This window comes from Nonomuraea sp. AD125B, from assembly GCF_041402765.1.
Classification (GTDB): domain Bacteria; phylum Actinomycetota; class Actinomycetes; order Streptosporangiales; family Streptosporangiaceae; genus Nonomuraea; species Nonomuraea bangladeshensis.
In genome coordinates this window covers 290,265-309,163 of record NZ_JBGLOU010000003.1, presented here as the reverse complement: position 1 = coordinate 309,163, position 18,899 = coordinate 290,265, and the positions used below count along the sequence as shown (strand labels likewise).

Sequence of the window (18,899 nt, the reverse complement as noted above, 5' to 3'; positions counted from 1 at the left end):
CGGGCTTAAGGTCTTGACGGGTCTCAAGACTCACAACGTAATGGGAGGCGAAGGCCCTCGGAAGGGCGTCACCTGCCTGAGCAGGGCGTGACCCGGCCACACCCGCACCCCCCGAAGGAACCACACTGTGCAGTCATCTTCGCCCGTCACGGCGCTGAGACCGTTCCTGATCGGCATCGTCGCGGCGCTGGCCGCGGCGTTCACCCTCGTCGCCCCCGCCACCCCGGCCCTCGCGGCCACCACGACCCTCTACGCGTCACCCACCGGCGCCGGCACCGCCTGCACGTCCGCCCAGCCGTGCTCGGTCTCCGCGGCGCAGACGGCGGTGCGTTCGCTGAACGGCGCCATGTCCGGGGACATCGTCGTCGAACTGGCCGACGGGGTGTACCGGCTCTCCGCGCCGCTCCGGCTGACCGCCGCCGATTCGGGGAACAACGGCTACACCGTCAAATGGCAGGCCGCGGCGGGTGCCCACCCCGTCATCAGCGGAGCCAGGGCGGTCACCGGATGGACCGTGGCCGACTCGGGGAAGAACATCTGGCGTGCCGATGTCGGCACCGGGATCGACACCCGGCAGCTGTACGTCAACGGCGCCCTCGCCACGCGGGCGCGCACGACCGTGAACCGGTCCGACTTCACCGCCACCACCACCGGGCTGAGGTTCGGCAACAGCGCCCTCAGCTACCTGAACAACCTCGCCGACCAGAACCGGGTCGAGATGGAGAGCGTCGGCTCGTTCACGGACCGCTACGTGACGGTGCAGAGCATCAGCGGGAACTTCATCACGATGCAGCAGCCCGGCTGGAACAACAACACCTTCGGGTACGACACCTTCACCCAGCCGCACCGGGCGGGCCCGTTGTACCTCGAGAACGCCTACGAGTTCCTGGACGCGCCGGGGGAGTGGTACATCAACCCCCGCACCGGCGTCCTTTACTACATCCCGGCCGCCGGGCAGAACATGAGCAACGTCAACGTCGAGCTGCCGCTTCTCCAGTCCCTGGTGAACGTCGGAGGCACCTACGACGCGCCCGCACACCACATCACCTTCAGCGGGATCACGTTCACCGGCACGACCTGGCTCGGACCCAGCGGCAACCAGGGCTACGCGGACCAGCAGACCGGCGCCTACATCGCGGGCACCTGGAACTGGCCCGCCGACAGGCTGACCTCCTGCCAGGAGGGCTGCCAGCAGTTCGAGGCCGCCCGGCCGCACTGGCAGCAGATGCCGGCGGCCGTGCAGGTGTCCGCGGCCAACAACGTCACCTTCACCGACTCCCGGTTCGTCAACCTCGGCCAGACCGCCGTGGGCATCGGCAACGACGCCAACGCGCACGCCAGCGGCGTCGGCCTGGGCGCCGTCGACATCACGGTCACCCGATCCGAGATCGCCCAGAGCTCGGCCGGCGGCGTCGTGGTCGGCGGCGTGCGCGCCGACGCGCACCACCCCGGCGACCAGCGGATGGTCAACCGGAACATCACCATCAGCAACAACCGCATCCATGACCTCGGCCTGGACTACCGGGGCATCGTCTCGGTCCTGACCACCTACGTCACCAACACCGACGTGTCGCACAACGAGGTCTACAACCTGCCCTACACCGGCATGTCGATCGGGTACGGCTGGGGCGCCAACGAGCCGGGCGGCAGCAACCAGTACGCCAACCGCGGCCTGTACAACTACCAGCCGCGCTACACCACCCCCACCACCGCGTCCGGCAACAAGCTCGTCGGCAACTACGTGCACGACGTCATGCAGCAGATGACCGACGGCGGCTGCATCTACACGCTGTCGTGGAACCCGAACGCGGTGATCAGCGGCAACCACTGCCTGCGCACCAACGGCTGGTTCGGGATCTACTTCGACGAGGGCTCCAAGTACTACACCGTCACCGGCAACGTGCTCTCGAACACCGGGACCTGGGCCACCGCCAACTACTGGGGCGGCGAGAACATGGGGAACTTCACCGTCACCGGCAACTGGTCCACCAACGGCAGCACCAACGTGACCAACGGCGACCGCGGCAACGTGGTGAACAACAACGTCACCGTCGCCAACGGCGCCTGGCCCGCGGGAGCCCAGGCCGTGATGGCGTCCGCCGGCCCCGGGGGCCAGCCGTCGGGGAACACGGGGGCGCTCAAGGGCGCGGGGTCGGGCCGGTGCCTGGACGTCAACGGAGCCTCGCAGGCCAACGGCGCGCAGGTGCTGATCTGGGACTGCAACGGGCAGTCCAACCAGCGGTGGACGTCGACCGCCGCGACTGAGCTGCGGGTCTACGGCAACAAGTGCCTCGACGTGAACGGGGCCGGCACGGCCGACGGCACCAGCGTGATCATCTGGGACTGCAACGGCCAGAACAACCAGAAATGGCGCCTCAACACCGACGGCACCATCACCGCGGTCGGCGCGAACAAGTGCCTGGACGTGTCAGGGAACGGCACCGCCAACGGCACCAGGGTGCAGATCTGGACCTGCACCGGCGGCACCAACCAGAAGTGGGCCCGTGCCTAGATCCGACAGTGGAGGAACAGTCATGTCCCGACGTCCATGGCTCACTTTGTTGACCACGGTGGCGCTGGTCACTTCCGGAACACTCGCGCTCGACGCCCCTCCTGCCAACGCCCTCGTCATCCCGGCCTCCGACTATCAGCAGGTGTCTCTCGCGTCGGGGGGCGCCGAGCTGGGCGAGGCCATGTCGCTGGCCGTGATGCCGAACCGTTCGGTGGTGCACACCGCGCGCGACGGCACGGTGCGCGTCACCGATGTCAACGGCACCACGAAGGTGGCCGGCAAGCTCGACGTCTACAGTCACGACGAGGAGGGCCTGCAGGGTGTGGCGGTGGACCCCGGCTTCGCGTCCAACCGGTACTTATGGCTCTACTACTCGCCGCGCCTGAGCACCCCGAACGGTGACGCGCCGAGCACCGGCACGCAGGCGCAGTTCGACCAGTGGAAGGGCGAGCTGCACCTGTCGCGGTTCACCCTCAAGTCGGACGACACCCTCGACCTGGCCAGCGAGAAGGTGGTCCTGCGGGTCCAGAACGACCGCGGCCAGTGCTGCCACGTGGGCGGGGACATCGACTTCGACGCCGCCGGCAACCTCTACCTGACCACCGGCGACGACACCAATCCCTTCGAGTCGAGCGGCTACTCCCCGCTGGACGAGCGGACCGACCGCAACCCGCAGTTCGACGCCCAGCGCTCGGCCGGCAACACCAACGACCTGCGCGGCAAGCTCCTGCGCATCAAGCCGCAGCCCGACGGCACCTACACGATCCCCAGCGGCAACCTGTTCCCGCCGGGGACGGCGAAGACCCGGCCGGAGATCTACGCGATGGGCTTCCGCAACCCGTTCCGGATGAGCGTGGACAAGGCGACCGGCATCGTCTACCTCGGCGACTACGGGCCGGACGCCGGGGTGACCAACTCGAGCAGAGGGCCGAGCGGGCAGGTGGAGTTCAACCGCATCACCGGTCCCGGCAACTACGGATGGCCGTACTGCACGGGCACGAACACCACCAGCGAGACCTACAACGAATGGAACTTCGCCACCAACAGCACCGGTCCGAAGTACAACTGCGCGGGCGGCCCGACCAACAACTCCTTCCGTAACACCGGCCTGACCACGCTGCCCGCGGCGAAGCCGGCGTGGATCCGGTACGCGGGCGACGCCGGCAGCCCGCCGGAGTTCGGCTCCGGGTCGGAGTCGCCGATGGGCGGCCCGGTCTACCGTTACGACGCCGGCCTGAACTCGGCCGTCAAGTTCCCCCAGGTGCTCGACGGGCGCTTCTTCGCCGGCGAGTACGGCCGCCGCTGGATCAAGGCGATCGAGGTCAAGTCGGACGGCGGCTACGGGGAGATCTCGGCGTTCCCCTGGTCGGGGACGCAGGTGATGGACATGGCCTTCGGCCCTGACGGGGCCCTGTACGTCCTCGACTACGGCACCGGGAGCAACAACCAGGCGCTGTACCGGATCGAGTACATCGGCAGCGCCAACCGCAATCCGATCGCCAGGGCGTCCGCCGACAGGACGTCGGGGCCCGCCCCGCTGACGGTGGCCTTCTCCTCGGCGGGCAGCTCCGACCCGGAGGGCGGCGCGCTGACGTACTCGTGGAACTTCGGGGACGGCACCACCTCCACGGCGGCGAACCCGAGCAAGACCTACACCACCAACGGCGCCTACACGGCGACGCTCACGGTCCGGGACCCGCAGGGTCTCACCGGCACGGCGAGCGTGATCGTGAACGTCGGCAACACCGCTCCGACGGTCACCCTCACCGCCCCTGCCGACGGTCAGCTGTTCTCCTTCGGCGACACCGTGCCCTTCCAGGTCACCGTCAGCGACCCGGAGGACGGCACGATCGACTGCGCCGGGGTCACCGTCTCCTACCTCCTCGGCCACGACAGCCACCGCCACAAGATCACCTCGGCGACCGGCTGCTCGGGCTCCATCGCGGTGCCCTTGGACGGCGAGCATGACGCCGCGGCCAACATCTACGGCGTCTTCGAGGCCTCCTACACCGACAGGGGCGGCCTGACCTCCACCAGCGACCGTACGCTCCAGCCGCGGCACCGGCAGGCCGAGCACTTCGGCGCCCAGCAGGGCGTCCAGACGGCCGACCACGCCACCGCGGAAGGCGGCAAGACGGTGGGCTTCACCGACGACGGCGACTGGATCTCCTTCCAGCCGTACCACCTGGGCAACGCGACGAGGATCACCGCCCGGGTGTCCTCGGCCGGCGCGGGCGGCCGGATCGAGGTGCGGGCCGGCTCGGCGACGGGCACGCTGCTGGGAACGGTGAACGTGGCGAGCACCGGCAGCTGGGACACCTTCGCCGACGTCTCGGCGAACCTCAGCGGCGCCCCGGCCGGCACGACGACGCTCTATCTGGTCTTCCGCGGCCCGACCGGACAGGGCTACCTGTTCGACGTGGACGCCTTCACTCTCGACACCGGCACCCCGTCGGGGAGCACGACCGCGTTCAAGGGGGTGGCGTCGGGGCGGTGCCTGGACGTCAACGGAGCCTCGCAGGCCAACGGCGCGCAGGCGCAGATCTGGGACTGCAACGGGCAGTCCAACCAGCAGTGGACGTCGACCGCCGCGACCGAGCTGCGGGTCTACGGCAACAAGTGCCTCGACGTGAACGGCGCCGGCACGGCCGACGGCACCGCCGTGATCATCTGGGACTGCAACGGGCAGAACAACCAGAAGTGGCGCCTCAACGCCGACGGCACGATCACGGCGGTGGGTGCGAACAAGTGCCTGGACGTCAACGGCACCGCCAACGGCACCAAGATGCGCATCTGGACCTGCACCGGAGGAACCAACCAGCGCTGGACCCGCGTCTGAAAGGACTTCCATGCCGAGCGACAGAAAGACATCCGTGCTGCGACGTCTCGCAGTGACGGTGGCGGCGATCACCGTCGCCGCGACGGTGATCCCGGCCGTGCCCGCCCAGGCCGCCGCCTTCAAGGTGCTGGTGTTCTCGAAGACGGCCGGGTTCCGGCACGACTCGATCCCCAGCGGGATCCAGGCCATCCGCGAGCTGGGGACCGCCAACGACTTCGCCGTCGACGCCACCGAGGACTCGGGCGCCTTCACCACGGCCAACCTGGCCCAGTACAAGGCGGTGGTGTTCCTCAGCACCACCGGTGACGTGCTGAACGACAACCAGCAGGCCGCCTTCCAGTCGTACGTGGACGGCGGGGGCGGCTACGTCGGGGTGCACGCGGCCGCCGACACCGAGTACAACTGGCCCTACTACGGGCAGCTGATGGGGGCCTGGTTCAACAGCCACCCGGCGATCCAGCAGGCCACCGTACGCACCGAGGACCGGGCGCACGCCGCGACCGCTCACCTGGGGGCGACCTGGTCACGCACCGACGAGTGGTACAACTACCGCACCAACCCCCGCCCCAACGTCCGGGTGCTGCAGAGCCTGGACGAGGGCAGCTACAGCGGCGGCGGCATGGGCGACCACCCGATCACCTGGTGCCACCCGCAGTCCTCCGGCCGGGCGTTCTACACCGGCCTGGGGCACACCCAGGAGTCGTACGCCGATCCGAACTTCCGCGCGCTGCTGCTCGGCGGGATCAGGTACACGGCCAAGGCCACCAACGCCGACTGCCGCCCGGAGACCGGGTACACGACCTTGTACAACGGCTCGACGACGGGCTGGTCGCAGGCCGGGCCGGGATCGTTCGCCAACAGCGACGCCACGCTGACCTCCCAGGGCGGCATGGGCATGCTGTGGTACAACGCCAAGGAGTTCCGCTCCTACTCCGTCAAGCTCGACTGGAAGCTGACCGGCGACTCCAACTCCGGCGTCATCGTCGGGTTCCCGGCCACCAGTGACCCCCAGGCGGCGCTCGACACCGGATATGAGGTGCAGATCGACGCGACCGACACCCCGGACAAGACGACCGGGGCGATCTACGGGTTCAAGGCGGCCGACACCGCCGCCCGCGACGCCGCGCTCAACCCGCCGGGGCAGTGGAACACCTATGAGCTGCTGGTGGAGGGTGAGCGGCTGCAGGTGTTCCTGAACGGCACCAGGATCAACGACTTCACCAACACCGATCCGGTCCGCTCGCTCCAGCAGGGCTACCTCGGCATCCAGAACCACGGGTCCGGCGACGTGGTGTCGTTCCGCAACATCCGCGTCAAGGAGCTGACCGGCACGCCGAACGGTACAAGCGCGCTCAAGGGCGTGGGGTCGGGCCGATGCCTGGACGTCAGCGGAGCTTCCCAGGCCAACGGCGCGCAGGCGCAGATCTGGGACTGCAACGGGCAGAACAACCAGCGGTGGACGTCGACCGCCGCGACTGAGCTGCGGGTCTACGGCAACAAGTGCCTCGACGTGAACGGGGCCGGGACTGCGGACGGCACCGCGGTGATCATCTGGGACTGCAACGGGCAGAACAACCAGAAGTGGCGGCTCAACGCCGACGGCACCATCACGGCGGTGGGGGCCAACAAGTGCCTGGACGTCAACGGCACCGCCAACGGCACCAGGGCCCGCATCTGGACCTGCACCGGAGGGAGCAACCAGCGCTGGACCCGGGTCTGAGCCCGCGGCCTTCGCGCGGTCCCCGGCCGGGGGCCGCGCGAGCCACGGTCAGCGGCTCCGCCGGGCCAGGCCGGCCAGGAGATCCCTGACCTCGCTCGCCTCGTAGGAGTCACGGTCGAAGGGGCCGATGATCAGCGGCCCGTCGTCGGGGAGGTCGGGCAGCCGGCCGTGACTGCCCCGCACCGGTGCCGGGTCGAGCGGCACCACCCGCATCGCGTAGCGGAAGCCCAGCTTCTTCCTCGCCAGCGCCGCCGCCGCACGGAGCTTGACGAACGGATCGCCCGGGTCCATGAACAGCTCGGCCGGGTCGTAGCCGGGTTTGCGGTGGATGTCCACGAGCCTGGCGAAGTCCGGGGCGCGGTCGTCGGAGAGCCAGTAGTAATAGGTGAACCAGGCGTCGGGCTCCGCCACCGCGACGAGCTCGCCCGCGCGTTCGTGGTCGAGCCCGTACTTCGCCTTCCCCGCCTGGTCCAGCACCTCGTCCACGCCGGCGAGCTCGGCGACGACGGCGCGGGCGCGGTCGAGGTCGGCGGGGTCGCGCACGTACACGTGGGCCACCTGGTGGTCGGCCACCGCGAAGGCCCGGGACGTCCACGGATCGAGGTACTCCATCCCGGCCTGGGTGTAGACCTCCAGGAGACCCGCGGCGCGCAGCGCCCGGTTGATGTCCACCGGGCGGGACGCCGGAGTGATGCCGTACTCCGAGAGCACGACCACCTCGGCCTCCTCGGCCAGGAGCGGGGCCAGAGCGGCGTCGACGGCGCGGGCCGCCGCGACCGCCTCGGGACCGGCGGGGCCGTACCGCTGGAGGTCGTAGTCGAGGTGAGGCACGTAGACCAGCAGCAGATCCGGCCGCTCGCGGGCCAGGATGCGGCGGGCGGCGGCGACGATCCATTCGGAGGAGGCGATCCCCGCGTTGGGCCCCCAGTAACTGAACAGGGGGAACGGCCCCAGCGCGGCCTCGAGGTCGTCGTGGAGCGAGGGCGGGCGGGTGTAGCAGTCGGGCGACTTGCGGCCGTCGGCGTGGTAGATCGGACGCGGGGTGACGAGCAGGTCGGTCGCGGCGCCCATCGCGTACCACCAGCAGACGTTGGCGGTGCGCAGGCCGGGCACGGCGCTCCACAGCTGGTCGCCCTGGATGAGCGCGTTGTGCTGACGCCACAGCAGCACCTCGCCGAGGTCGCGGAAGTACCACCCGTTGCCGACGATGCCGTGGTCGCGGGGCATCCTGCCGGTCAGCAGGGTGGCCTGCATCGAACAGGTGACGGCCGGGAGCACGGGCCGCAGCGTGGCCGCCGCGCCCGCGTTCGCCACGTTCGGCATGTGCGCGAGCAGGCGCGGGGTGAGCCCGACGACATTGATCACGATCAGCGGCGCCATCACGTCTCCTTCAGCCCGAGGGCGGCGAGCTGCCCCCGCATCCAGTCGAGCTCGGCCGCGATGCCTTCGGCGAGGTCGGCAGGGGCGCCGGGAAGCACGTTCCAGGTGTAGGTCTCCACCTCGACGTGGCGGGTCAGCGGCCGTTCCCCGCCGAGGATCACGTTCAGCAGGTCCCGCAGGTAGGGGGCGCTGGTGGCGAGAGGAGGGGGCGGCGCGTCGTGCAGCGGGACGTGGAAGTGCACGCGCCAGCTCTCGTCCGCGGGCAGGCCGCCCGCCAGGGCCTCGCCCAGGTCGTCGGCGTATCCGGTGGCGGAGCGCGTCTGGTGGAGGAAACGGGCCTCGTCGAACGCGGCCAGCGCCCGCTGCGCCCCCGGCGGGGCCACCAGGGCGCACGACGCCTGGAGCTTCACGACGGGCAGCCCGGTGCGGGCGCCGGCGCCGGGCTCCTCGAAACCCACGGCCATGTGGCAGGCGTCCAGGCAGAGGCCGAGGTGGTCGTGATCCACGTCGCCCAGCAGGGCGGCGGCCTGGGGCGTCGTCTCGAGGACGCAGCCGGGCTCCGGCTCGAAGCCCAGCCGGATCACCTTGCCGGTACGGCCGGCCAGCGCGCGCAGCCCCTGGGCGACCGCGTCGACATTGGCCATGACCGCGGCCGCCTTGTCTCCCGTCCACCCGGTGCGCCAGGCGAGAGGCAGGGTCGAGATCGTGCCCTCGGTGACGTCGTCAGGCAGCAGCACGGCGAGGATCTCGGCGAGCCCGAGCGTGTGGCGCAGCCGCTCCGCGTCGGCCCAGTCAGGGGTGTAGACCCGGTACTTCACGATCTCGTCCTGGAAGCCGCGGTAGGGGAACCCGTTGAGGGTCACGACCTCCAGCCCGAGCGCGGTCAGCCGCTCGCGCAGCCCGGCGATCTCCCCGGGCCGGGCGAGGAGGTCCGCGGCGGCGTGCCGGGACAGCCACAGCCCGAGCCCGAGCCGCTCGACGCCGAGCAGCCGCCTGACCCGCGCGGCGACGCCGGACAGCTGACGGTGGATGCCGGGGACGTCCTCGGCGGCGTGGACGTTGGTGCAGTAGGACAGGTGCACCGTCGAGCCGTCCGGATGGCGTAACCGCACGGTCAGCCTCGCTTGATCGTGTTGCCGGCGTGGTCGGGCCCGACGTGCGGGTCCGGATCGAGGTCGAGGCGCCCGCTCTGCCCGTAGAAGGCGACCGGATTGCGCCACAGCACCCGATCCACCTCGTCCTCGCCGAAGCCGGTCGCGAGCATGACGTCGGCCACCTCGCGCGTCTTGAGCGGGTCGCTCCGGCCCCAGTCGGCGGCCGAGTTCACCAGCACCCTGTCCGTGCCGTACTCCTTGAGCAGGGCCACCATCCGGTCCGGGTCCATCTTGGTGTCGGGGTAGATCGAGAACCCCATCCAGCAGCCCGAGTCCGCCACCATGCCGACGGTCACCTCGTTGAGGTGGTCGATGAGCACCCGTTCGGGGGGTGTCCCGGAGTCCCGGACCACGTGGAGGGTGCGGCGGACGCCCGCCGCCTTGTCCCGGTGCGGAGTGTGCACGAGCACCGGGAGATCGGCCTCCCGCGCGAGGGCGAGCTGCGCCTCGAAGGCCCGTTCCTCCTCCGCCGTCATCGAGTCGTAGCCGACCTCGCCGACCGCGACGACGGAGTCCTTCAGCAGGTATCGCGGCAACTCGGCCAGCACCCCCGCGCACCGCGGATCGTTCGCCTCCTTCGGGTTGAGCGCGAGCGCGCAGTGGTGGTGGATGCCGTACTGCGCGGCGCGGTACGGCTCCCAGCCGAGCAGCGCGTCGAAGTAGTCGAGGAAGCTGCCCACGTTGGTACGGGGCTGCCCCAGCCAGAAGGCGGGTTCGACGACGGCCCGGACCCCCGCGGCGTGCATGCGCTGATAGTCGTCGGTGGTCCGGGAGGTCATGTGGATGTGGGGGTCGAAGATGCGCATTCAGATCCTCTCCAGGACGTCGTCCGGGACGGGCCGGCCGGCCGCCCGCAGCTCCGCCGCGTAGTCCGACAGCATCCGGGCCAGCTCGGCGTCGAAGCGGCGATCCAGCTCGGCGACCGCCGCCAGGGGGATCGACATGAAGACGCACTTGAGCACCCCATGACGGAAGGAGTGGTCGTCGAGCCACGCCGCGCCGTATGGCCCGAGGGCCGCGGCGACCAGCCGCGCGTCATTGGTGCGCAGCGCGTCCTCCACCAGCCCGACCGCCGTCCCTTCCGCGTCGAGCTCGTGCAGGACGGTCAGGATCGCCAGCCGCTCGCCGCTGTCGCCGGCCTCGTACAGGCTGCGGATCGTCGCGTGGTCGCCGTGCAGCGCGCCGAGCAGCGCGCGCCGCGCGCCTGGGCCGCCCCGCCGTCCGGCCTGCGGGAAGAGCCGGTGGATCGCGTGGGGGTCAGCCTCGACCTGCCGGACGGCCTGTGCCAGCCACTCCTGTGCCGGCTCCTTCATGTGCCCTCCTCAGGAACTCGATCGAGCGGCGGGCGACCTGCGGGGCCGCGTGGCTGTGCCGGGCCAGCTCCACGGCCACCAGGCCCGAGTAGCCGCGCAGCGCGGCGAGCACCGGCGGGAAGTCGATCTCGCCCTCGCCGAACTCCAGGTGCTCGTGGACTCCCCGGCGCATGTCCTCGATCTGCACGTGCACGGTGTACGGCAGCGCCCGGCGCACGCAGGTGACGAGGTCGTCCGGCTCCACGCAGTGGGAGTGGCCGATGTCGAGGGTGAGACCGAACCGGGCATGGGCGCCGAGCATCGCCCGCAGCCGCTCGAAGCCGTCCAGGCCGGCGACGAGCATCTCGGGTTCGGGTTCGAATCCCAGCGTGACGCCGACCCGGTCGGCCTCGTCGAGCAGCCGTGCGCACTGGCGGGCCAGCCGCGTGTACGCCTCCGCCTCCGTGATGCCGTCGGGCCGGACCCCGCTCCACAGGTGCACCACGGGAGCGCCCAGATCGGCGGCGACCCGCATCGCGGTGGTCAGGAACTCCACTCTGCGTCCGGCGTCGTCGCTGATCAGGGTCGGATGGTGTTCGCGCAGGGGATCGAGGGTGTAACGCCCGCCCGTCTCCACGACGACGTCGAGGCCGAGGCGTGCGAGGAGCCCGGCGATCCGTGACACCTCCGCGGCCAGGCCGGGGGAGTGGGGGTCGAGATGGCCGTGGTCGAGCGTGATCGCCGCACCGGCGTACCCCAGGTCGGCCAGAACCGTGAGCGCCTCGGGAAGCCGGTGGTCGGCGAAGCCGTTGGTGCAGTAGGCCCACTTCATGAGGTCGCCATCCGGTTTGAGAGCCACTTTCCCAAGGGCAGCGAGCACAGCAGCGCGCCCGCCGTCGCGAACCGCCCGCCGCCGGCGACCGCCGCCGCCTGGAGCGGGATCAGGCCGAGGATGCCGAGGCGGACGGCCTGCCGTACGTGCTCGGGCTCGGGACGGGTCCGCAACCCGGCCTGGACCGGGAGGGTGAAGGCGAGATAGCCGGCGATGAGGACGCCCGCTCCGGTCCGGGCGGCGTTCCGGTCATGCGCGCAGGCGGCGGCCCGGTCGCGCACGCAGGCGGCCGTCCGGTCATGCGCGCAGGAAGCGGCCCGGTCGCGCGCGCAGGCGGCGGCCGCGAGCCCGGCCGCCGCGGCGCTCGCCACGAGCGCGCGCTCGGCGGTGCCGCGTGCCGCCCCCGTGACCTCGGCCCGGCCCAGGACGCTGATCCCGTAGGTGTGCGCGCCTATCGCCAGGGCCGCGGGCACGGCGGCCCCGGCCTGCTCGCCCGCGCCGAGAAGCACGTCGAGCACGCGGCAGGCCGCCATCGACGCCGGTCCCGCCGCCGTGCGTTTGAGACCCAGGTCGTAGGCCCACACCGCGCCGGCCAGCAGTCCGGCGACGGTGAGACCGCGCCGGCCGCCGGCGAGGGCGGCGCTGGCGAGGCCCGCGCCGGTCAGGGCGGCCGCGAGCCCGAGCGCGGCGCCGGGGCGGACCCGGCCCGACGGGATCGGGCGCTCGGGACGTTCGGCGGCGTCCGTCTCACGGTCGGCCCAGTCGTTGAGCGCCATCCCCGACCAGTACATGAGCACCGACGCCAGGGCCAGGCCGGGCGCCGGACGCCGCCCCGCGGCGGCGGCCCCCGCCATGGTGTCCCCCGGCACCGACAGCGCGGCCGGTGCGCGGACCAGTTCGAGCAGCGCCCTCATGACAGCTCCTCGGCGAAGGCGCGCAGACGGGCGTACGGCACACGCGGCCGGGCGGCGAGTTCCGCCGGGGCGACCCCCGCTCTGCCCAGTTGCTCGGCGCGCTTGCGTAAGGAGGTCTCGGTGATGTCATGGCCGCCGAAGACCAGGCCGGCCGGCGGAGCCAGGTCACCGGGAAAGCCGGGGGCTTCGCTCACGCATCCTTGCGAGGTCGCGGCCCCCGCCCTGACGGCCGAGGCGCCCACGATGGCAGTGGTCGCCACGGATCCTCGTGCCCCGATCAGCCACACACCGAGCTTGTTCATGAAAGCTCCATCGTGTCGGGACCACCTCCGCATGCGGTAGGCATCCGGCAGGTAAGTCTCCGTGATGGTAAGAGCTATTTTCGCCGATGGTCAACTATAAGTAGGCCCATTTTCCGTCGTTCCGCCGCTTATGAGGCATCGATCCCTGGTCCACTTATGTCGTATTGGTCACGGCTTTTGCTTGACCATCGATATAAGCCCGCTTAGCATCCCGCAGTGTGCGGCCCTCAGGCCGCCCTCACGGCGCGACAGGCGGGGAGGTGGGCGGGTGCTGAGCATGCGCGGCATCGGCAAGGGCTTCCTGGGCGTGCGGGTGCTGTCCGGAGTGGACCTGGACGTGGCGGCCGGCGAGGTCCACGCCGTCGTCGGCGAGAACGGCGCCGGCAAGTCCACCCTCATGAAGATCATCTGCGGGGTGCACGCGCCGGACGAGGGCACGATCGAGATCGACGGCCGGCGCGTCTCCTTCGGCCATCCGCTCGACGCGCAGCGCTCCGGCATCGCGATCATCTACCAGGAGTTCAACCTGCTGCCCGAGCGCTCCGTCGCCGAGAACGTCTTCCTCGGGCGCGAGCCCGTCAGACGCGGCCTGGTCGACCGGGCGGCGATGGAGCAGGCGACCGCGCGGCTCCTCGACGAGCTCGGCGAGGACCCCTTCGGCCCCCGTGACGCCGTCAAGCGCCTGTCGGTGGCCCAGCAGCAGATCGTCGAGATCGTCAAGGCGTTGTCGGTGAGCGCCCGGCTCGTGGTCATGGACGAGCCCAGCGCGGCGCTCGCCGAGCACGAGGTCGAGCTGCTCCACCGGCTGATCGGGCGGCTGAGGGAACGCGGCGTCGCCGTCGTGTACATCTCCCACCGATTACGCGAGGTGTTCGACCTCGCCGACCGGGTCACGGTGCTCAAGGACGGCTCGCGCGTCGCCACACTCCCGATCGGCGAGGTGACCCCCGACGAGCTGATCCGCCTGATGGTGGGCCGCGACCTCGGCACCTACTTCCCGCCCCGCTCGAACGGCGCCGGCGAGGTACGGCTCAGCCTGCGCGGAGCGGGCAACCACAAGCTCCGCGACATCGATCTGGAGCTGCGGGCAGGGGAGATCGTCGGCATCGCGGGCCTGCAGGGGTCCGGCAGAACAGAGCTCGCCAAAGCCATCTTCGGCGCGGAACCCTTCACCACGGGAGAGATGACCCCCTCGCGCCCCCGCTCGGTCCGCGAAGGCGTGGCCATGGGCATCGGACTGGTGACCGAGGACCGCAAGGCCGAAGGGCTCGCCCTGCGCCAGTCCGTACGCGACAACGCCCTGCTCGCCGCCCGCGCGGCGGGCGTCCGCGAGGGCCGCGACGGCCTCCGCGCCCTGCTCGAACGGGTACGCCTCTCGCCTCCGCGTCAGGAACAGGAGGTCCGCTACCTGTCCGGAGGCAACCAGCAGAAGGTCGTGCTCGCCAAATGGATGACCATGGCGCCGCGCGTTCTGCTGTTCGACGAACCGACCCGGGGCGTCGACGTCGGGGCCAAGGCCGCCATCCACGACCTGATGCGCGAACTCGCGAACGACGGCATGGCCATCATGATGATCTCCTCCGAGCTGCCCGAGCTCATCGGCATGAGCGATCGCGTCGTCGTCCTGCGCGACGGCCGCGTCGCGGGCACGCTGCCGGCCGGGGCCTCCGAGGAGGCCGTCATGCGCCTGGCCGCCGGAGAGGTGGCCTGAGATGAACGTGCCCGTGCGCGCCCGCCGTCCCGCCCGCTCGGGCGCGGCGCGCGGCGGCCTGGCGGCGCGGCTGCGCGAACCCACGCAGGTGGTGTTCCTCGCGCTGCTCGGCCTGGTCGCGGTCGGCTGCGTCCTCGTCGCGCTCGACGGCGGTCAGTTCCTCACCTTGGAGAGCGTCGTCGGCATCCAGCAGCGTTCGGCGGCCCTCGGCATCGTGGCGATCGGGCAGACCCTGGTGATCCTGGCCGGGTCGCTCGACCTGTCGGTGGCGTACCTGATCAGCCTGGCCTCACTGGTCGCGGCGGAGACCATGGCGGGCCGGGACGGGAACATCCTGCCGGCGGTCGCCGCGGTGCTGGCCGTCAGCACGCTGGTGGGGCTGGCCAACGGGCTGATCATCACCAGGCTCCGGGTCCACGCCTTCATCGCCACGCTCGGCGTCGCCCTCATCGTCAAAGGCGTCGTGGACCACCTGTACGACGGCCCTGCGGGCAAGGTGCCCGAGTCGTTCCAGCTCCTCGGCTACTCCCGGATCGGGCCGATCCCCGTCTCCGCCATGCTCTGGGCGGGCGTGGCCGTCGCGGCCTGGTTCCTGCTGAGCAGGACCCGGCTGGGCTACCGGATCTACGCGGTGGGCGGGAGCGAGGAGGTCGCCCGGCTGTCCGGGATCCGCACGGGCCGGGTCGTCGTGATCACCCACGTGCTCTGCTCCGTCTGCGCCGGCATCGCGGGCCTGCTGCTGGCCGCCAGGCTCGGGGCGGGGGCGCCCACGGTGGGCACCGACGGCGGCTACGACCTGGAGTCCATCGCCGCGGTCGTGCTCGGCGGGACCGCGCTGGCCGGAGGCAAGGGCGGCGTCGCGGGAACCGTGGGCGGGGTCCTGCTGCTGGCCGTCCTGGACACCATCTTCAACCAGCTCGAGGTCAACTCCTTCGTCAAGGACGTGGTCCGCGGCGTGGTCATCGTCATCGCGGTGGCCGTCTACGCGCGGCGTGGAACAAGGCGGCCGGCATGAAACGGGCACTCCCCATCGTCGTGGTCCTCGTGGCGCTGCTGGCCGCGATCGCGGTCGCCAACCCCTTCTTCCTGGAGCCCGCCGGGTTCCTGGGGTTTCTCAAACGGGCCGCGCCGCTGGTGATCCTCGCCGCGGGACAGTATTTCGTCATCGTCTCCGGCGAGTTCGACCTGTCGGTCGGCTCGCTGGTGACGGCCGAAGTGGTGATCGCCGCGCGGCTCATCGACGGCGACGAGTCCGCCACGTGGCCGGTCCTCGCCCTGCTGATCGTCGTCGGGCTGCTCGCCGGGCTGGTCAACGGCGTGGTCACCACCAAGCTGCGGGTGCCGTCGTTCATCGTGACGCTCGGCATGCTGCTCGTTCTCAGCGGGGCGGTCTTCCTCTGGACCGGCGGCGCGCCGCGTGGCGCGCTGTCGGAGGGCTTCCGGGTGTTCGGCCGCGGCGGCCTCGGGCCGCTGCCGTGGTCGGTGCTGATCCTGCTGGCCGTGGGCGCGGCGGCGATCTGGCTCATGCGTACGGATTTCGGCAGGACCCTCATCGCCGTCGGCGACAACGAGCGGGCCGCGGCGCTGTCCGGGGTCCGGGTCGACCGGGCCAAGATCTTCGCCTTCATGCTCTCCGGCCTGGCCGCCGCCGTCGCGGCCGTCCTGCTCGGCGGTTTCGCCGGGGTGTCGGCACAGGCGGGCCAGGGACTCGAGTTCTCGGCCATCACCGCGGTCGTCCTCGGCGGCGTGGCGCTCGGCGGCGGGCGCGGCTCGGTGCCGGCCGCCCTGGCCGGCGCCTTCACGCTGGAGGCGCTGTTCACCCTGCTCAACCTGTACGGAATTTCGGGGGCGCTGGAGTTCACCGTGCAGGGCGTCATCATCATCGCCGCGGTCGCGGCGGGAGCCGTCCGGCTTCCCTGGAAGTTCACCCCCCGAAGAGGAGACGCACATGCCGCGTCATAAGGCCGCGATCGCGGTGTTGTCCGCGCTCGTTCTCGCCGGCTGCACCACCGACAAACCGGCGTCCACGACCCAGTCCGCGGCGCCCGCCACGAGCGCTCAGGGCTCGGGCACGGGCGAGCAGTCCAAGTTCTTCGTGCAGGCGGACTTCGACGCCCAGCTGGCCATGCGCTCCGAGACCCCGCAGGGCCCCTCCGGCAAGCCGTGGGAGCAGGCCATCGCCCCGCAGATGACCGACACCGCCAAGTACAAGAAGGACGGGCCGTACCACCTGTGCTTCTCCAACGCCGCGGTCAACAACCCCTGGCGGCAGGTCGGGTGGAAGACGATGCAGGCAGAGGTCGGCCTGCACAAGGAGATCGGGAAGTTCACGGCGCTCGACGCCGAGGGCAAGGACGACAAGCAGATCTCCGACATCGCCGAGCTGCAGGCCAAGGGGTGCGACGCGCTGATCGTCTCGCCGAACACCACGGCCACGCTCACTCCCGCCGTGACGGCCGCCTGCGGGAAGGTGCCCGTCATCGTGTTCGACCGGGGGGTGGAGACGGACTGCCCGGTGACGTTCATCAAGCCGATCGGCGGCTACGCCTTCGGCGCCGACGCCGCCGAGTTCCTGGTCGAGAAGGTGCCGGCGGGCGGGAAGGTGCTGGCGCTGCGCATCCTGCCCGGCGTGGACGTGCTGGAGACCCGCTGGTCGGCGGCAAAGGTGGTCTTCGACAGGAGCCGGCTCCAGGTGGTGGGGGTGGAGTTCACCGACGGCGACGCCGCCAAGACCAAGAGCATCGTCAGTGACTACCTCCAGCGGTACGGCAAGATCGACGGCGTCTGGATGGACTCGGGCGCCACGGCGGTGGCGGCGATCGAGGCGTTCGAGGACGCGGGCGTGCCGGTGCCGCCGATCAACGGCGAGGACCAGCAGGACTTCCTGCAGAAGTGGAAGGACGCGGGCCTCACCGCCGTGGCCCCCACGTACCCGACCTACCAGTGGCGCACCCCGATCATCGCCGCGCTGAAGATCCTCAAGGGCGAGGAGGTGCCCAAGCTCTGGAACCTGCCGCAGCCCAAGGTCACCGGCGAGAACCTGTCGACCTACATCAAGCCCAACATGCCGCCGCTGCACTACGCGCTGTGCGGTTGTGAGGACCTGCCCGGATTCCCGGAGACCTGGGGCGGGAAGAAGAGCTGACCAGATCCTGCACCGGCGACGAAGAGGGACGCCATGTTCTCCATCGGAGTGAACACCTGGGTCTGGGTCTCCCCGCTGACCGACGCCGAGCTGACGCGGCTCGCCCCCCGCATCGCCGGGTGGGGCTTCGACGTCGTCGAGCTGCCCGTCGAGCGGCCCGGCGACTGGGATCCCGGCAGGGCCGCGGCGGTGCTGGCCGAGCACGGGCTGGCCGCGTCCGTGGTGCTGGTCATGCCGCCGGGGCGCGAGCTCGTGACAGCCTCCCCGCGGACCGTCCGCGACACCCAGGACTATCTGCGGCACTGCGTCGACGTGGCGGTGACCGTCGGCTCGCCGGTGATCGGGGGGCCGGCGTACGCCTCGGTCGGCCGCACCTGGCGGCTGTCGCCGGACGAGCGCCGCAGCGTCTACGCGGAGCTGCGGGAGAACCTGCGGCCCGTCCTGGACCACGCGGGCGAGCGCGGGGTGAAGCTCGCGGTCGAGCCGCTCAACCGGTATGAGACCAGCCTCGTCAACACGGTCGAGCAGGCCCTCGACGCGCTGCCCGAGGACTGCCACCTGGCGCTCGACACCTACCACATGAACATCGAGGAGAAGGACCCCGCCGAGGCGGTGCGGGTCGCGGCGGACCGGATCGCGCACGTGCAGGTGTGCGGCACCGATCGCGGCACGCCGGGGGCCGACCGCTTCGACTGGCCCGGCTTCACCGGGGCGCTGCGCGACGTCGGCTACCAAGGGCCGCTCGTCATCGAGTCGTTCACCGCCCACAACCAGACCATCGCCACGGCGGCCTCCGTCTGGCGGCCCCTCGCGCGAAGCCAGGACGGGCTCGCCGTGGACGGCCTCGCCTACCTGCGCACCCTCTGATCGAGGCTTGAAAGTTTCATACTTATCTCCATGCTTCTTCTTGTCTCGCTGGCTACCGGTGGGGGCGGCGTGGATTCGGCAATGTCGCCTTCACCTGGAGATTTCTGGTAAACGAAGCGAGTTCTCGTCTCAGTGGAAGCGGAAAGACGGTCGTCAATTCGCTCGATAAGCATGCTTGACGCCCGTGTTTAGTCCGACCTATTTTCGTGGCGACTCGATTTGGGTGGGCCA

Annotated in this window: 15 protein-coding genes; 8 read left to right on the top strand and 7 right to left on the bottom strand. The window is 70.8% G+C overall.

Translation table 11 applies throughout. From position 1 onward, the window contains the following. Positions 1–127: 127 nt before the first annotated feature. Genes ACBR40_RS10505 through ACBR40_RS10495 form a run of 3 tightly spaced genes read left to right on the top strand, consistent with a single transcriptional unit; the run spans position 128 to position 7,071 of the window. On the top strand, positions 128–2,512 hold the full coding sequence (locus ACBR40_RS10505; protein ID WP_371248522.1) for an RICIN domain-containing protein: 2,385 nt from the start codon (positions 128–130) through the stop codon (positions 2,510–2,512). 22 nt (positions 2,513–2,534) lie between these two features. After that, a complete protein-coding gene (locus ACBR40_RS10500; RefSeq protein WP_371248521.1) occupies positions 2,535–5,351 on the top strand; it encodes a carbohydrate-binding protein in 2,817 nt (938 codons plus the stop codon). A 34-nt stretch (positions 5,352–5,385) separates the two neighbouring features. Continuing rightward, positions 5,386–7,071 carry a ThuA domain-containing protein gene (locus tag ACBR40_RS10495; RefSeq protein ID WP_371248520.1) on the top strand — a complete coding sequence of 562 codons (1,686 nt, stop codon included), beginning with the start codon at positions 5,386–5,388 and terminating at the stop codon, positions 7,069–7,071. Positions 7,072–7,119: 48 nt separating this feature from the next. Here ACBR40_RS10495 and ACBR40_RS10490 read toward each other — a convergent pair whose 3' ends face one another. From ACBR40_RS10490 to ACBR40_RS10460, 7 genes are read right to left on the bottom strand one after another with little or no spacing between them, the layout of a single operon-like run. Beyond that, complete coding sequence (locus ACBR40_RS10490; RefSeq protein ID WP_371248519.1) at positions 7,120–8,451, bottom strand: alkaline phosphatase family protein; 1,332 nt, start codon at positions 8,449–8,451, stop codon at positions 7,120–7,122. After that, complete coding sequence (gene eboE, locus ACBR40_RS10485) at positions 8,451–9,563, bottom strand: metabolite traffic protein EboE (protein ID WP_371248518.1); 1,113 nt, start codon at positions 9,561–9,563, stop codon at positions 8,451–8,453. Before eboE ends, ACBR40_RS10490 begins: the two co-directional genes overlap by 1 nt. A gap of 2 nt (positions 9,564–9,565) precedes the next feature. Further along, positions 9,566–10,411 (bottom strand): TatD family hydrolase, encoded by an 846-nt coding sequence (locus ACBR40_RS10480; protein ID WP_344206799.1) that lies wholly within the window; start codon positions 10,409–10,411, stop codon positions 9,566–9,568. Next, positions 10,412–10,918 (bottom strand): EboA domain-containing protein, encoded by a 507-nt coding sequence (locus ACBR40_RS10475; RefSeq protein ID WP_364464208.1) that lies wholly within the window; start codon positions 10,916–10,918, stop codon positions 10,412–10,414. It lies immediately after the preceding gene. After that, the gene (locus tag ACBR40_RS10470; protein WP_344206802.1) at positions 10,863–11,729 is read right to left on the bottom strand and encodes a sugar phosphate isomerase/epimerase family protein; all 867 of its coding nucleotides are present in this window, start codon (positions 11,727–11,729) and stop codon (positions 10,863–10,865) included. The genes ACBR40_RS10475 and ACBR40_RS10470 overlap by 56 nt, the downstream gene beginning before the upstream one ends. Beyond that, complete coding sequence (locus tag ACBR40_RS10465; protein WP_371248517.1) at positions 11,726–12,643, bottom strand: SCO3242 family prenyltransferase; 918 nt, start codon at positions 12,641–12,643, stop codon at positions 11,726–11,728. The genes ACBR40_RS10470 and ACBR40_RS10465 overlap by 4 nt, the downstream gene beginning before the upstream one ends. Further along, the gene (locus ACBR40_RS10460) at positions 12,640–12,945 is read right to left on the bottom strand and encodes a hypothetical protein (RefSeq protein ID WP_371248516.1); all 306 of its coding nucleotides are present in this window, start codon (positions 12,943–12,945) and stop codon (positions 12,640–12,642) included. Before ACBR40_RS10460 ends, ACBR40_RS10465 begins: the two co-directional genes overlap by 4 nt. A 277-nt stretch (positions 12,946–13,222) precedes the next feature. Between ACBR40_RS10460 and ACBR40_RS10455 the strand changes: the two genes are divergently transcribed. The 5 genes from ACBR40_RS10455 to ACBR40_RS10435 are packed head-to-tail and all read left to right on the top strand — an operon-like array spanning position 13,223 to position 18,668. After that, positions 13,223–14,656: a sugar ABC transporter ATP-binding protein gene (locus ACBR40_RS10455; RefSeq protein ID WP_371248680.1), complete on the top strand. Its 1,434-nt coding sequence runs from the start codon at positions 13,223–13,225 to the stop codon at positions 14,654–14,656. A 1-nt stretch (position 14,657) separates the two neighbouring features. Continuing rightward, a complete protein-coding gene (locus ACBR40_RS10450; RefSeq protein WP_371248515.1) occupies positions 14,658–15,671 on the top strand; it encodes an ABC transporter permease in 1,014 nt (337 codons plus the stop codon). Beyond that, positions 15,668–16,618 carry an ABC transporter permease gene (locus tag ACBR40_RS10445; protein WP_344206807.1) on the top strand — a complete coding sequence of 317 codons (951 nt, stop codon included), beginning with the start codon at positions 15,668–15,670 and terminating at the stop codon, positions 16,616–16,618. The genes ACBR40_RS10450 and ACBR40_RS10445 overlap by 4 nt, the downstream gene beginning before the upstream one ends. Then, on the top strand, positions 16,605–17,801 hold the full coding sequence (locus ACBR40_RS10440; RefSeq protein ID WP_344206808.1) for an ABC transporter substrate-binding protein: 1,197 nt from the start codon (positions 16,605–16,607) through the stop codon (positions 17,799–17,801). The genes ACBR40_RS10445 and ACBR40_RS10440 overlap by 14 nt, the downstream gene beginning before the upstream one ends. Positions 17,802–17,834: 33 nt before the next feature. Further along, positions 17,835–18,668 carry a sugar phosphate isomerase/epimerase family protein gene (locus ACBR40_RS10435; protein ID WP_344206809.1) on the top strand — a complete coding sequence of 278 codons (834 nt, stop codon included), beginning with the start codon at positions 17,835–17,837 and terminating at the stop codon, positions 18,666–18,668. Positions 18,669–18,899: the final 231 nt, after the last annotated feature.

Bases quoted from the DNA above. Each gene is read 5' to 3' on its own strand.
- ACBR40_RS10500 (WP_371248521.1), top strand. From the start codon at position 2,535: ATGTCCCGACGTCCATGGCTCACTTTGTTGACCACGGTGGCGCTGGTC.
- ACBR40_RS10490 (WP_371248519.1), bottom strand. From the start codon at position 8,451: ATGGCGCCGCTGATCGTGATCAATGTCGTCGGGCTCACCCCGCGCCTG.
- ACBR40_RS10480 (WP_344206799.1), bottom strand. From the start codon at position 10,411: ATGCGCATCTTCGACCCCCACATCCACATGACCTCCCGGACCACCGAC.
- ACBR40_RS10475 (WP_364464208.1), bottom strand. From the start codon at position 10,918: ATGAAGGAGCCGGCACAGGAGTGGCTGGCACAGGCCGTCCGGCAGGTC.
- ACBR40_RS10470 (WP_344206802.1), bottom strand. From the start codon at position 11,729: ATGAAGTGGGCCTACTGCACCAACGGCTTCGCCGACCACCGGCTTCCC.
- ACBR40_RS10465 (WP_371248517.1), bottom strand. From the start codon at position 12,643: ATGAGGGCGCTGCTCGAACTGGTCCGCGCACCGGCCGCGCTGTCGGTG.
- ACBR40_RS10460 (WP_371248516.1), bottom strand. From the start codon at position 12,945: ATGAACAAGCTCGGTGTGTGGCTGATCGGGGCACGAGGATCCGTGGCG.
- ACBR40_RS10455 (WP_371248680.1), top strand. From the start codon at position 13,223: ATGCGCGGCATCGGCAAGGGCTTCCTGGGCGTGCGGGTGCTGTCCGGA.
- ACBR40_RS10450 (WP_371248515.1), top strand. From the start codon at position 14,658: ATGAACGTGCCCGTGCGCGCCCGCCGTCCCGCCCGCTCGGGCGCGGCG.
- ACBR40_RS10445 (WP_344206807.1), top strand. From the start codon at position 15,668: ATGAAACGGGCACTCCCCATCGTCGTGGTCCTCGTGGCGCTGCTGGCC.
- ACBR40_RS10440 (WP_344206808.1), top strand. From the start codon at position 16,605: ATGCCGCGTCATAAGGCCGCGATCGCGGTGTTGTCCGCGCTCGTTCTC.
- ACBR40_RS10435 (WP_344206809.1), top strand. From the start codon at position 17,835: ATGTTCTCCATCGGAGTGAACACCTGGGTCTGGGTCTCCCCGCTGACC.